The organism is Paraburkholderia aromaticivorans (genome assembly GCF_012689525.1).
In the GTDB taxonomy this organism is placed as follows: domain Bacteria; phylum Pseudomonadota; class Gammaproteobacteria; order Burkholderiales; family Burkholderiaceae; genus Paraburkholderia; species Paraburkholderia aromaticivorans_A.
Genome location: NZ_CP051514.1, coordinates 2,472,544 through 2,486,079 on the forward strand (window position 1 = coordinate 2,472,544; position 13,536 = coordinate 2,486,079).

Consider the following 13,536-nt stretch of genomic DNA (forward strand, 5'->3'; position numbering starts at 1 on the left):
CCTGATTCAGGCTCAAGATGCCGGCATCGCAGGTATGACCAGCAGCGTCAGGTACGCGGAGCCATGCAAGGTTTTAATTTGCCAAACCGGCTACTTTGATATCATCCTCAACATCCAACGTCTGAAATAAAAAAGAGAGAGGCGGGAGCGTAGATTTCTACAGTCACGCCTCGTCTTTAGGAATCCATATTGTCAAGAAATTTACCCTGTTGGTCCGCCAAAGCCTCATATGACCGGTACTTTCTCAGACCACATTCGCCACCGATTCCACCGCGGACCATACCGGCGCGGACCTCACCATATGTAGGCGTTAGGCTTTCGTGTAGCTCTCGCGAGTTTGGCATGGAGAGCCAAAGCCGGAACAGGTGGCGCTTCAAGCCCTCGTCTTTGTAGTCCTCGAAGGCAGTCCGGCCATGAACGCATACGTAATTGTTGACGAATTGCATGTCACCCGGCTCGAACTTCATCGACACTGCGAATTCCTCGCTTTCTGCAAGTTGAGTGACCAGATCGATCGCCTCGCGCTGCTTGTCCGTCAAATCCTGAACCCCCGGCATCCCTTTGGGCCAGGTTGATCTTCACTGGAAGCCACGCGGTATTCAACTGGATACCGGATTCATACTTGAAGATCGCCGACAAACCGCTGTCGAGGTCCTCGGTTCCCGTCATACCCCAAAAGTTCGGCGAACGCTTTTGGCTTGCGAGGGACCAAATCGCGTGCCCCTTGGAATTCGAGTTGTAGCTTAGGGCTACGCTGAAAAAGGTCAACGGCATTGGTCGCTCAATCGTTAGATGTGCATGAAACAACAGACCCTTGCGATGGCGGCCGATCAAGGCGCCGGATTTGAACAGTACCGTCGGCCAACCAAACGCGATGTGTTCCTTGAGACGATGGAGCAGATCGTGCCGTGGGCGCAGTTGTGCGAGGTTGTCGAGCCGTACTATCCGAAGGGTCAGGGCGGTCGCCCGCCAGTGGGTCTGGAGCGCATGCTGCGCATGCACTTTCTGCAGCACTGGTTCAACCTGGCCGATGAAGCCTGCGAGGAAGCGCTGCTGGATAGCACCGCATTGCGGCGATTCGTCGGCATTGACCTGGGGCGCGAGCGCGTTCCTGATGGTACGACGCTCTTGAAGTTCCGGCGGCTGCTGGAGCGCAACAAGCTCGGCGAGCAATTGTTCGCCAAGGTCGGCGAGGTACTGCAAGGGCGCGGACTGAAGGTAGGCAGCGGCACCATCGTGGATGCCACCATCATCGGTGCGCCGAGTTCCACAAAGAATGCGGACAAGGCGCGAGATCCCGAAATGCATCAGACGAGGAAGGGCCAGCAGTGGTACTTCGGCATGAAGTTGCACATCGGTGTGGATAGCCAGACGGGTCTGGCACACAGCGCGGTAGTGACAGCGGCGAACGTGCACGACAAGCATCCGCTGCCGGCGCTGCTGCATGGCGGCGAGCAGCGTGTGTACGGTGACAGCGCCTATGCGAGCCAGAAGGAACTCATCGCCAGCAAGGCGCCGAAAGCCAAGGACTTCACCAACCAGCGTGTGCGCAATCGCAGTGGTGAAGTCGATGAAGCCAGGCGCTCGAAAAACCGCAGCAAGTCGAAGATTCGTGCCCGGGTCGAACACGTCTTTGCGGTGGTCAAGCGGCTGTGGGGGTTCGGCAAGGTGCGCTATCGCGGCCTCGCGAAGAACGCCACGCGCGCCTTTACCACACTCGCGCTGGCCAACATCTACATGAGCCGCACGCGGCTGATGGCACAGCTGCGTCCATGAGTAGCCAAAGTGGGTCGAGAGACCCGCTTGCAAGGCCCTTCAGGGCCAGAAAATCGAACCAGTCGGGTCGCTGATCTCGCATTCCGAAATTCAGCGACAAGCTGTTGGCGAAAACGCTGGCTTCTTCAGCGTAGCCTTAGGCTGTCATCGACGACGCCATACAAGGTCACACTGGATTGGGCATAAGAATAGTTTGCGCCCGAGAAAAGCGTTGCCGCGCAAAGTGCCGCATAGACTAACTTCTTCATGCAAAGGTATCCTGATTACGTTTACTTTTTGGTGCCTTCTAAGAGCACTGAATTACAAAGTGAGCGTCTGGATAGCGCATCGATCGAATTAGGGCTACGCTGAAAAAGGTCAACGGCATTGGTCGCTCAATCGTTAGATGTGCATGAAACAACAGACCCTTGCGATGGCGGCCGATCAAGGCGCCGGATTTGAACAGTACCGTCGGCCAACCAAACGCGATGTGTTCCTTGAGACGATGGAGCAGATCGTGCCGTGGGCGCAGTTGTGCGAGGTTGTCGAGCCGTACTATCCGAAGGGTCAGGGCGGTCGCCCGCCAGTGGGTCTGGAGCGCATGCTGCGCATGCACTTTCTGCAGCACTGGTTCAACCTGGCCGATGAAGCCTGCGAGGAAGCGCTGCTGGATAGCACCGCATTGCGGCGATTCGTCGGCATTGACCTGGGGCGCGAGCGCGTTCCTGATGGTACGACGCTCTTGAAGTTCCGGCGGCTGCTGGAGCGCAACAAGCTCGGCGAGCAATTGTTCGCCAAGGTCGGCGAGGTACTGCAAGGGCGCGGACTGAAGGTAGGCAGCGGCACCATCGTGGATGCCACCATCATCGGTGCGCCGAGTTCCACAAAGAATGCGGACAAGGCGCGAGATCCCGAAATGCATCAGACGAGGAAGGGCCAGCAGTGGTACTTCGGCATGAAGTTGCACATCGGTGTGGATAGCCAGACGGGTCTGGCACACAGCGCGGTAGTGACAGCGGCGAACGTGCACGACAAGCATCCGCTGCCGGCGCTGCTGCATGGCGGCGAGCAGCGTGTGTACGGTGACAGCGCCTATGCGAGCCAGAAGGAACTCATCGCCAGCAAGGCGCCGAAAGCCAAGGACTTCACCAACCAGCGTGTGCGCAATCGCAGTGGTGAAGTCGATGAAGCCAGGCGCTCGAAAAACCGCAGCAAGTCGAAGATTCGTGCCCGGGTCGAACACGTCTTTGCGGTGGTCAAGCGGCTGTGGGGGTTCGGCAAGGTGCGCTATCGCGGCCTCGCGAAGAACGCCACGCGCGCCTTTACCACACTCGCGCTGGCCAACATCTACATGAGCCGCACGCGGCTGATGGCACAGCTGCGTCCATGAGTAGCCAAAGTGGGTCGAGAGACCCGCTTGCAAGGCCCTTCAGGGCCAGAAAATCGAACCAGTCGGGTCGCTGATCTCGCATTCCGAAATTCAGCGACAAGCTGTTGGCGAAAACGCTGGCTTCTTCAGCGTAGCCTTAGATAAAAAATCCATCCTATTCAATCCACTTAGGGACACTCACCCAGCTAACCAAAATCTGATCTTCCTTGCGTTATATTCATTTTAGACGGCGGTTTGGTATGCAATAAGTGTAGGCAATATAGGCGGCAATCGTGCACCGGTTCGCCACGGACGGAAATAGGGGAATCCCCGATCTTCACTTCAGACGCGTTGAAAGTGGTCTTTGTAGGCTAAAATGAATACAAACAATGATGGGCGCTGAGATTCAAGAAGGTCCCGATCTTGTAACGCCAACTGCCCCGTGAATGCCGCGCTGTCCGACCTCATCAAGGACCGCACGTGGCATTCCGTCACGGCGCCCGCCCTCATCGATGGTCATCTGACGGCCGAACGAGCGCTTCTTCGATGAGGGGGCATTCCGTGGCGACAGTCATGCCATGCGCGGCGCTGTGCGCTTCCGAAATTATAGTCCGCCCCTGGGCGCCGGGATCATTACTTTGGCGATGATGTTCCGGGCCGGGTTGTCAGAGCGATAATTGGATAGATGCGCCGTCCACAGCTCATCTACGCCCTCACTTCATCGTCTAGAAGGATGCTGGAAACATGATGAAGCGATTTGCACGGTTCAAATCAGGCTGGTCGCTGAACCAAGTTTGCCATGACGTTATCGGAGCGCTGTTCGGAACGCTTCTGATTGCGCAGCCGATATGGGCGCATGCTAAACCGGTACAAACGCTCACGATCATGGAATACCGGCCGCACCTGAACTCGGATCAACCGACAGTGCGCGGCATGATCAAATTTGCGGACCTTGTGAACGAAGAATCCAACGGCCGCCTGGCAGTGACAGTGAGTGGGGCGACAGTTCCGGGATCGCCCCAAGACGCTTTCACGAATGCATGTTTCACGCCGGCCAGTTTGGGGACCTCCGCCTTTGCTGCCGGATAGCTATGCAGTTGATCGGTGACGATCGTTCGGGGCACCGGGTGTGAGCGCAATACCTTCCTGAAGAAGTGTTTGGCCGCAGCCTTGTCGCACCGCTTTTGTAACAGCACGTCAAGTTCGGTGCCGTGTTCGTCCACCGCGCGCCACAGCACGTACGGCTTGCCGCGCAGCTTCACGAACACTTCATCGAGGTGCCAGGTCGAACCCGCCCTGCCACGCACGCCCTTCGCGCAACGCGCAAACTGCGAATCGAACCGGTCGCACCAGTTGCGCACCGATTCGTATGTGACACTTACGCCGCGCTCGAGTAGTAATTCCTCGTGGCCCGCAGGCCCAGGTTGAAGCGTGTGGTACCACCGTACTGCGCAGCTGATGACCGATGCCGGGAAACGGAAACCGTAGTAAGGTGATTTGCTGTTCTTCATCCCGCCATTTACCCGGCACAGTCGTCATCTTGACAAAGCCTGATACGGGCATCGGATATATATCGCAGGCCCAAACATTTGGCGTCTGCATCTCGCGCCCCACAATTGCAGTTAGCCTCTCTCGCTCTCGAATGGCACAAAGCATGGGTGGCCTCGCCGACAGGCTGAAGTCCCGATGCAGACAATAAACGTAGCTCGTCGGTCTGCGGAGCCTCGTCAATAATTAGGACGATTACTTTTAGCCATAGATCTGGTTCAAGCGCGTCCACTGACTGAGCCCTCAAGCCAAATCCTCGCTATTCTCGAGGATCCGACGAAGCATATCTGTCAGAGACCGTTTTTCGTGCGCAGTAAACCCGTCCAGCGCACGGTCCATGATGACCGTGCAGAAGGCCGGCATGCGGGCAGCTACGGCCTGACCTTCCGGAGTCAGCGTCAAATGGGCGGTCCGCCGATCGCGTCCTCCGCGCTGGCGGGTAACTAGTCGGCGCTTTTCCAGCCGATCTATTAACCGTGTAGTAGAGCTTGCGTCAATGCCACATTCTCGGGCCAACTCGGACGCAAGTCGGAGCTTGCCACTACTCAACATACACAGGATGCCGCTTTGCGTGCCGGTGACGCCCAGCTCCCCTATCGTGTGATGGTTGACCATACTACTAAGGGTCGAGTGAACCCGAGGCAGAAGAAAGTTGAGGCAATCGCATAATTGAAACGTTTCGGCATTGGACTGAACTGTGACCTGGAAATTCTTCATTGTGGAAGAGTAGCTCGATGGGCTCGTGGGTAGAAGTAGGCCGATGTCCCTCAGGATGAGGGTCTGACGGGCGCAGGACAAATCGATCAGCGAGTTGCGCCACATTGAATAAGTTCGGACATCCCTGAGCATATTCCGCCATCATCAGGGCGATGAAGACGGTCAGCACAATTTAATCATGAACTTCCGAAACAGGGTACGCCGGCCGCTTGCATCCGGCGACAGACTGCATCGTCGTTACGCTCTTTGCGTGGCAGCAGCAACGTCTCCCCGAGCATCCCGCGCACTATGTCCCTTGCGGCAGGAGTGCGAGCAACAGCCGCCGCAACTCAACAGACTCACGGGGCGTCAGCTTTGAAGTGAGGATGCGCTCCACTTCCTCGACGCGCGGGCGTAACGCAGCAAGCTGGTTGCTGCCTGCCGCCGCCAGTGACAGCACATAGCTGCGCCTGTCAACGGGATCGTCGCTCCGCTCGATCAGGCCATTACGAACCATGCGGGCGACCAGATCAGCGACCGTCGAGCGGTCCACGTCAAGTTCGTCGCCGAGTTGCCGCTGATTGACACCGGGTGTTCTCTGCAAGATCTCGAGCGCCGCGTACTGGACGCTCGTGATTTCAGCGGAGACTTCGCTGAGCCATACCGCTACGTGACGCTGTTGGGCCCGGCGCACGAGGCTGCCGGTAAATTTCACCAGCGTATCGTGATTGTGCTGTTTGATCGGTAATTTGTCAGTGTTGGGCTGTTTATTGCGTGAGAAATATGGGCCGGAAGAAGGCGCTGAGTTCCGGATAGGCATCGAGCGGAAGAACATGCGCGATGTATTGATCCGGACGGACTACGACGAGCGCGCCCCGCTGTCGATCAATTGCGCGTTCGTCGAAGATATCAGTCGCTGCTTCGCTCGTAAATGCCTTCTCGTAATCGATCAGGCCGTGGCGACCCTTGCGCGGAAGCAGGAGCGGAGGCAGGTCTTCCAGACGCACTTCGCGATGAGGCTGCTGCAGCACGCTGCGCAGATCGAGTACGCTGTCCGCATCGGCATCGTCTGGAGTGACGAGCCGCAAAACGGATTCGGGCGATGTCGTCAGATGGTCACACAGTGCATGAAGGGCGCTTCGATCCGCGTCAGAGAACGCGTACAGACGCCAGCGACCGTCTGCCTGCGCCGCGTGTCCGAGTTGAAAGGGCTTTGCATCCGCAAGCCGGACTACGGGCGAGGAATGGAAGCGCGTACCGATCAGAAAGCCCTTTGCAAGCGCCTGATGCGCAACATCACCTGTCAGCATGCCGGGCCTGTAACGTGTCGCGACGCCTGCAGTATAACGACCCGCGCGAACGAAATATGCCTGAAGCTCCTCGGGATCGACGCCGCCGGCTTCGGGGCGACCGGGATCCCTGGGCGGAGCAGCCATCATTGCCGACCATTCCTTGTCGAAGTCGATCAGCTCCTGCGCAATCGGCTGACGCTCATCCGAATAGGTGCGCAACAGGCTCGGGCCGCTACGCCCTTGCAGCACCGCGCCCAGTTTCCAGCCGAGATTAAACCCGTCCTGCATCGACACGTTCATGCCCTGGCCGGCCTTCGCGCTGTGCGTGTGACACGCGTCGCCCGCGATGAAAACGCGAGGCTCGCGCGCTGTGCCGTTGGCGGCGAGTGCATCGTCGAAGCGGTCCGTCAGGCGCTGTCCAACTTCATAGACCGAGAACCATGCGACTTCTTTTACATCGAGGGTATAGGGATGCAGGATCTGTTGTGCGGTCTGAATGATGCGATCGACCGTGGTCTGCCTGATGCTGTCACGGTTGTCGGGCGTGACGTCGCCGAGATCGACGTAAAAGCGCACCAGATATCCACCTTCGCGCGGAATGATGAGGAGGTTGCCCTTGCTCGCGGACTGAATGGCCGCTTTTAACCGGATATCGGGGAAGTCAGTAACGGCAAGCGCGTCCATTACGCCCCATGCGTGATTGGCCGCATCACCGCGTAGCGTTTGACCGATAGCGGTGCGCACGCAGCTGTGAGCGCCATCGCAACCCACGACATAACGGGCCCGCACGCTCACGGTCTGATCGAGACGCGCGACATCCATGCGGCGCATGGTGACGCACACCGGATAGTCGCCGGAATCGTCGCGTTGCACGTCGATCACCTCGAGGTCGTAGTCGGGCTCCAGTCGCTGCGACGAGCGGCGCATCACGTCCAGCAGATGGTCTTGCACACGCGCCTGATTGACAATCACATGCGGAAACTCAGACAACCCTGTTTCGGTATCCTGAACGCGTCCGGTACGCCTGATCGCACCGCGGTTAAGTGCGTCGGGCCGCCAGAACACTGTTTCATTGACCCAGTAAGCTTCGTGCAGCAGGCGGTCGGCGAGCCCGAATGCATCGAACATCTCGACTGTCCGGCACGCGACACCGTCGGCCTGTCCCATCTGCATTGGCCCGCTGCGACGTTCGACGATGCGTGTCCTGATGGACGGAAATTGCGACAGTTGCGCCGCGAGCACGAGTCCCGCGGGACCGCTTCCGACGATAAGGACGTCAACTGTATCGGACATCGCGACGCTCGGCGAGCTGTCAGCGGCTGGCTCAATCATCGGATCGCCGACGTGAAAGCCGTTCAGATGAAACTGCATGAGGGTTCTCCAGGAGTGCATGTCAATTTGGCCTGAATATACTCCGTACACCAACTATCTGGAAGCGCATACTTATGGATGTTTACCCTGGTCTTTTACGACAAACAGAAGTCAACACAGGACTTGCATCATGGTGGCCTCGATATAGATGGTGTTCCACAACACGATCATATTGAGGGCTCTGGTGCAAATAGCGCGGGGGGGAATCGGTTAGGTGTCGGTCTGAACGAATTGAGAGCCGCCGATGAGCAAGCTGAAGAGTCTGGAGGAACTGTTCGCGGGCCGTCATTTTGACCGCGATGTGATCATTCTGTGTGTTCGCTGGTACCTGCGCTACAAGCTTAGCCTGCGCGATCTGGTCGAGATGATGGCGGAACGGGGTCTGTCGCTGGCGCGCACGACGATCCTGCGCTGGGTGCGTCGCTTTGCGCCGGAATTCGTCAAACGGTGGAACCGCTTTTGCAGGCCCACCGGCCAGTCGTGGCGTGTCGACGAGACTTACCTCAAGCTGCGCGGCAAGTGGGTTTATCTTTATCGGGCGGTGGATCGGGCTGGTCAGACGGTCGACTTCATGCTCAGCGCCAGGCGCGACGTGAAGGCGGCAAAAGCGTTTTTCAGGAAGGCAATCAAACATCAAGGCCAGCCACCGAAGACCATCACGCTTGATGGCTACGCCGCCTCGCACCGCGCCGTGCGCGAGATGAAGGCTGATGGCTTGCTGCCGGAGGACACGAAGGTCGGATCCTCGAAATATCTCAATAATCTGGTCGAGCAGGACCACCGCAACATCAAGTCCCGGACGAAAGTCATGCTTGGCTTCAAACGTTTCCGGAACGCAGCGATCACTCTCTCAGGTATTGAACTGGTACATCGCATTCGCAAGGGCCAATTCAGCCTCGCGAAACTCCGCCTCAAAGATACCGCTGCGCCCGCTAACTGGATGGCCGTCCTGTCTGTCTGATCAGGTATCCTTTATATAACAAAATATCTCGTCATATCGACTATTTGCACCAGAGCCGCGGGCGATGCGCATGCGCTCATCGAACTCGTTGACTGGTACCGCGCGAGGTGGGAAATAGAAATGTCTTCAACGTCCTGAAGAACGCCTGCCGGGTTGAGGCGCTGCAACTCTCACAGATGGAGCGGGTGGAGAAGGCGCTCGCGCTGTACATGGTCGTATCGTGGCGTATCGCGCGGCTCATCCGTGTGGGCAGAACCTGTCCGGAGCTGGACGCGTCGCTGTTCTTCGCAGCTGACGAGAACGCGCCATACGTCGATGTGGTCGTCGCGTTCAAAATAAAAAACGAGGTAGGGATAACGTGAAAGCGACCAGGACCGCAGGCCGGGGAGATCCAGCTCGTAGGCGTATTGGGTTGAGCCGGTTGCGGGACGCCGCCCTATGTCTCAGGATTACCCACACCTTGCGAGCGGAGTGATGAATGATCGCTTGTAAACCGTCGATGTCGATGTTAACTTTGTCCCATTCTGTTCGCAACGGTAGTCGGGATTGTTCGACGAGAACGAGACAGATGACTGGGCAAGTGCCGAATTTGGCGAGGCGAATCTGGGTGATGCGCGCCTGGCGCAGCGTCTCGTTGCGCTGGCTCGCCGACTCGCGTGCAGTCCGCAAGGTTCGTTTCCACAATCGCTCAAGCCTGCCGAACTGAAGGCTGCCTACCGTTTCTTCGATAATACGCAGGTCGACACGAACGGCATCCTCGCGCCCCACATTGCGCAAACGCTCGATCGCATGAGACAGGTGCCGATCGTGCTGGCGGTTCAGGACACAACGGAGTTCAACCTGTCGCATCTGCACGCGACGGAAGGTCTGGGTCGCGGCACCGGCAACAATGAGCAGGGCTTCATGTTGCACAGTCTGCTGGCAGTCACGCCTGAGGGCTTGCCGCCAGGCGTGCTTGGCATGAAGACCTGGGTGCGCCCCGAAGAGGTGTTCGGCAAGAGGGCTCCCGCAGTTACGCGCCCCATCGAACAGAAAGAAAGCATCAAATGGCTTGAAGGGATCGACCATCTCGCGGCACTCAGGTTACGTTGTGCAAAGACGCGGTTTGTCTGTGTTGGAGACCGCGAGAGCGACCTGTACGAACTGTTTTCTGCCGAACGCCCCGCCGGGGTGGATTGGTTGATCCGCGCAGTACACAACCGTGTAGCGCGTCATCCGCAAGGCTACCTTTGGGAAGCTGTTCTGGCCACCACGCCCCGTGGCCACACTGAGCTGCGGATGCCAACCCGAGGCAAAGTTCCTCAGCGCACAGCGCGGCTGACGTTGCGTTGTGCGAGCGTGCGGCTGCATTCTCCAAGAGCGCGCGCGAGCCGCCGCAGCCTGCCTGAGGTGGACGTCTTTGCAATTCATGGTGTCTTCAACAGAACTCGATGCGATCGATCGCAAAATACTCAAGGAACTGCAGGAGGACGCGCGTCTAACCAACGTAGAGCTTGCCTCGCGAGTCAATCTGTCGCCGTCTCCCTGTCTGGCTCGGGTGAAGGCAATGGAGCAGTGCAACATTATCCGCCGGCGCGTGACCCTCCTGGATCCGGGCGCAGCGGGATTGAACCTAAGCGTGTTCATCGATGTGTCGCTCGAGAATCAACGGCGCGAGGGACTGGACGAATTTGAACGCGCCGTTGTCGCGCTGCCGAGCATCGTGGAGTGTTACCTGATGACGGGCGACGCGGATCACCTGTTACGGGTTCTCGTACGGGATACACAGGCGCTCGAGCGCCTCATCGTCGATGAACTCACAAGGATCCCGAACGTCCGGAGCATCCGCTCCAGCGTCGCGCTCAAGCAGGTCATGTATTCAACTGCGATTTCCGTCACTTGAAACCAATGATCCACATCACGGCAACCTGCCGCGCCCGGATTCAATCCCACCTGTGCTCCCACTGGCCACGCGAGTCGGCAGCGCTGCGCTTTCCTGCCTTTGAAGCGCAACGTGTGGCGCGTGCCGCATCTACGGACGCTGTCGTGGGTCTACGAATCTGCGACGATAGCAGGCTTACTCCCGTCGCCGGACGCGTCGAGGACCGAGCCGGGAGTGTGCGAGAGAAACAGTCTGCCGTCCTTCGAATTCATGTTCAGCGCCCAGAAAGGCCTGGCTGCGGCGAGTTCGCCGCGCGCCCACGATTTCAAATAAGAGTAGGAAAAGGCAGCGCCGCGTTCACAGGTCTGCTGGTCACAACCGAGGCTTGAGAGCGCCATGCGCACGCTCCCGTCCATATATCGAATCGGGTCAGGCACGCCCTGCCGGATCGCCTGTATTCCGTGAGCGGACGCACCCATAAGGAAGTCGGTGGCGACGTCGACGAGATCGAACGTGAACTGACCGAGCGCCTTCCCATTCTCCAGGTCCGCGGCCATGTACTGCGCGACGAGCGTGTGATGCGGCCAGACGTCGACCCGCGTGACGAAGCCGGCCCACTTCCGGTCGAGAAGGGCACGCACGAGGAAGACGCGAAAGCCGACGGCGGCACGCTGCCACGGTTCGGTCAGCAGGTCATACACCGGCAGTATGTCGCTCGTCATCTGATTGCTGAGTTCCTGGCCGAGCGCCACGAGCACCTGTTCCAGCGAGTCGAAGTATTTGTAGAACGTGCCCCTCGAGACCTTCGCCTCGCGGATCACGTCGTCGATGACAGGCCCCGGGCCGACATGATCAGCATAGACACGCATCGCGGCGTCGAGGAGCTTCGCCCTCATCAGCAGGCGCTTTTTTTCCGCGACCTTCGAACGATGATCCACCATCGCGTTCCTCATCCTTATGGAAATGCAGTACGCCGAAATACCGAAGTGACGTTTTGTCATAGTGACAAAATCATTCTAATCGGAAACCCTAACTGGTGCCAGTTTAGCTTGCACAGCACCCAACGGGCTTCTAATATCTGACTCAGGTGTCGGAGTGACAAAAGTGTTGATATGAAACATTTAGAATCGTCCAGATTCTTGGTGATGGACGGTCTGACTAGTTGCTTTTCACCTAGTGTCTGGCAGTCGGCTCAGACATTTAATAGTAACATCAATGTACATTATGATGCGGAGACAAAAATGATCAAGGAAGCACTGGCACTCGCCGAAGCATACGTACCGGACCGCCCGATGAATGGGGCAAGCCTGCAGGAACTCACGCGGCGCGCCGAAGCGTTGCAGCCGCTGTTGTTCAGGAACGCGGCCGAATCCGACAGGAATCGCCGTGCTAGCGAAGAAAATATCCGTGCGATCGCCGAAGCGGGCCTTTTCCGCCTGATGGTGCCAAAGCGCTACGGCGGCTACGAAGGTAACGTGCGGTCGCATCTGGAAGTCTCGGCCGCACTCGGCGAAGCGTGCGGCGGGACCGCTTGGGTGGTTGCGTTGATCAATGTCTGCGCATGGTTCACCGGGCTGTTTCCGCAGCAGGCACAGGACGAGGTGTTTGGCGTTAATGCCGATGCCCGCGTGTCCGGTGTCTTCACGCCGTCGAAGCAGTCGCGCCGCGTCGCAGGCGGACTGGTCATTTCCGGCAAGTGGTATTTCTCATCGGGCTCGCTTCACGCGGATTGGGCCATGGTCGGCGTCATCGAGCACGACCAGAACGGCGCATTCAAGGCTCAGTATCTGGCGCTCGTTCCGATGAGCGAACTGTCAATCGAGGACACCTGGTACACCGCGGGTATGCGTGCCTCAGGAAGCAACTGCATCGTCGGTAACGACGTGTTCGTGCCGGATCACCGCCTGATGGACATTATGGCGGCAGTAAAGGGCGTCTACCCGACCGAACTCAAGGACGAGGCAAGCTATCGCGCAGCGTTTGTACCGCTCGCGGCGCTCATTCTCACGGGGCCGCAACTCGGAATGGGCCGCGCGGCGCTCAGGTACGTCATCGACAAAGCGTCGCAACGCGCAATCGCCTATACGTCGTTCGAAAAGCAGACAGACTCCACCGTGTTCCAGATGCAGATCGCCGATGCGGCCCTCAAGGTCGATACGGCCGAACTGCGCGCATTCCGTTCGGCAGACGAAATTGACGACGCCGCAAAGCGCGGTGTGCAGCTCGACTACGTGGTCAAGGCCCGGGTTCGCGCTGATACCGGCATGATCACGACGCTAATCACTGATGCGATCAATGTTCTGCTTTCCGCCCACGGCGCAGGCAGTTTTGCCGAGGGCAGCCCGATGCAGCGCTGGTGGCGCGATTCGAATACCGCTGCCCGTCACGCGATCGGCCTTCCGGCAATCGGCAGTGAGGTGTACGGCAAGGCACTGCTCGGCGTGGAAAACACGGTTACCCCGCTGGTGTGATCATGGACGATATTTCTTCCCCTCAGGCGACGAGTCCGGTGGATCCGAAGCTGTTGCGCGCGACCATGGGACTTTTCGCCACCGGCGTAACGGTTGTCACCTATACCGCTGACGGCCAACCGGCAGGGATGACCGCGAATGCGTTTATGTCGGTATCGCTCGAGCCGCCATTGGTACTTGTCTCAGTCAGATCGAGCTCACGATTCAACCAA

At 58.4% G+C, this 13,536-nt stretch carries 11 protein-coding genes and 5 pseudogenes; 8 read left to right on the forward strand and 8 right to left on the reverse strand.

What is annotated here, in order from left to right:
- Positions 1-176 precede the first annotated feature (176 nt).
- Complete coding sequence (locus tag HF916_RS11680) at positions 177-539, reverse strand: TauD/TfdA family dioxygenase (RefSeq protein ID WP_168788918.1); 363 nt, start codon at positions 537-539, stop codon at positions 177-179.
- A gap of 259 nt (positions 540-798) precedes the next feature.
- On the opposite strand from HF916_RS11680, the gene HF916_RS11685 reads away from it, so the two are divergent.
- Entirely contained in the window at positions 799-1,776 is a 978-nt protein-coding gene (locus HF916_RS11685) for an IS5 family transposase (protein ID WP_168787361.1), read from the forward strand.
- 125 nt (positions 1,777-1,901) lie between these two features.
- Here the strand turns inward: HF916_RS11685 and HF916_RS51475 are convergent, their stop codons facing one another.
- The gene (locus tag HF916_RS51475; protein WP_277352260.1) at positions 1,902-2,024 is read right to left on the reverse strand and encodes a hypothetical protein; all 123 of its coding nucleotides are present in this window, start codon (positions 2,022-2,024) and stop codon (positions 1,902-1,904) included.
- 143 nt (positions 2,025-2,167) lie between these two features.
- Between HF916_RS51475 and HF916_RS11690 the strand changes: the two genes are divergently transcribed.
- Positions 2,168-3,145: an IS5 family transposase gene (locus HF916_RS11690; RefSeq protein ID WP_168787361.1), complete on the forward strand. Its 978-nt coding sequence runs from the start codon at positions 2,168-2,170 to the stop codon at positions 3,143-3,145.
- A 1,001-nt stretch (positions 3,146-4,146) separates the two neighbouring features.
- On the opposite strand, the pseudogene HF916_RS11695 reads toward HF916_RS11690, so the two are convergent.
- The 4 genes and pseudogenes from HF916_RS11695 to HF916_RS11710 form a co-directional block, all read right to left on the reverse strand.
- Positions 4,147-4,635 (reverse strand): annotated as a pseudogene (locus HF916_RS11695) (IS6 family transposase); the annotation flags it as partial.
- 280 nt (positions 4,636-4,915) lie between these two features.
- On the reverse strand, positions 4,916-5,389 hold the full coding sequence (locus tag HF916_RS11700; protein WP_168788919.1) for a MarR family winged helix-turn-helix transcriptional regulator: 474 nt from the start codon (positions 5,387-5,389) through the stop codon (positions 4,916-4,918).
- A gap of 286 nt (positions 5,390-5,675) precedes the next feature.
- Positions 5,676-6,086 (reverse strand): MarR family winged helix-turn-helix transcriptional regulator, encoded by a 411-nt coding sequence (locus tag HF916_RS11705; protein WP_431311400.1) that lies wholly within the window; start codon positions 6,084-6,086, stop codon positions 5,676-5,678.
- A 49-nt stretch (positions 6,087-6,135) separates the two neighbouring features.
- Complete coding sequence (locus HF916_RS11710; RefSeq protein WP_168788920.1) at positions 6,136-8,031, reverse strand: FAD-binding monooxygenase; 1,896 nt, start codon at positions 8,029-8,031, stop codon at positions 6,136-6,138.
- A 253-nt stretch (positions 8,032-8,284) separates the two neighbouring features.
- Here HF916_RS11710 and HF916_RS11715 point away from each other — a divergent pair, with 253 nt between their 5' ends.
- Together HF916_RS11715 and HF916_RS11720 are read left to right on the forward strand one after the other, a co-directional pair.
- Positions 8,285-8,992 (forward strand): IS6 family transposase, encoded by a 708-nt coding sequence (locus HF916_RS11715; protein WP_431311401.1) that lies wholly within the window; start codon positions 8,285-8,287, stop codon positions 8,990-8,992.
- Positions 8,993-9,073: 81 nt separating this feature from the next.
- A pseudogene (locus HF916_RS11720) lies at positions 9,074-9,291 on the forward strand (IS4 family transposase); the annotation flags it as partial.
- On the opposite strand, the pseudogene HF916_RS50865 reads toward HF916_RS11720, so the two are convergent.
- Positions 9,289-9,432 (reverse strand): annotated as a pseudogene (locus tag HF916_RS50865) (type II toxin-antitoxin system RelE/ParE family toxin); the annotation flags it as partial. The pseudogenes HF916_RS11720 and HF916_RS50865 overlap by 3 nt on opposite strands.
- A gap of 106 nt (positions 9,433-9,538) precedes the next feature.
- On the opposite strand from HF916_RS50865, the pseudogene HF916_RS11725 reads away from it, so the two are divergent.
- A pseudogene (locus HF916_RS11725) lies at positions 9,539-10,342 on the forward strand (IS4 family transposase); the annotation flags it as partial.
- Between the two features lie 58 nt (positions 10,343-10,400).
- Entirely contained in the window at positions 10,401-10,874 is a 474-nt protein-coding gene (locus HF916_RS11730) for an Lrp/AsnC family transcriptional regulator (protein WP_206001737.1), read from the forward strand.
- 149 nt (positions 10,875-11,023) lie between these two features.
- Here HF916_RS11730 and HF916_RS11735 read toward each other — a convergent pair whose 3' ends face one another.
- A complete protein-coding gene (locus HF916_RS11735) occupies positions 11,024-11,791 on the reverse strand; it encodes a TetR/AcrR family transcriptional regulator (protein ID WP_206001738.1) in 768 nt (255 codons plus the stop codon).
- 207 nt (positions 11,792-11,998) lie between these two features.
- Here HF916_RS11735 and HF916_RS11740 point away from each other — a divergent pair, with 207 nt between their 5' ends.
- Positions 11,999-13,324 (forward strand): acyl-CoA dehydrogenase family protein, encoded by a 1,326-nt coding sequence (locus HF916_RS11740; protein ID WP_240975440.1) that lies wholly within the window; start codon positions 11,999-12,001, stop codon positions 13,322-13,324.
- 65 nt (positions 13,325-13,389) lie between these two features.
- Positions 13,390-13,515: pseudogene (locus HF916_RS52020) on the forward strand (flavin reductase family protein); the annotation flags it as partial.
- Positions 13,516-13,536 lie beyond the last annotated feature (21 nt).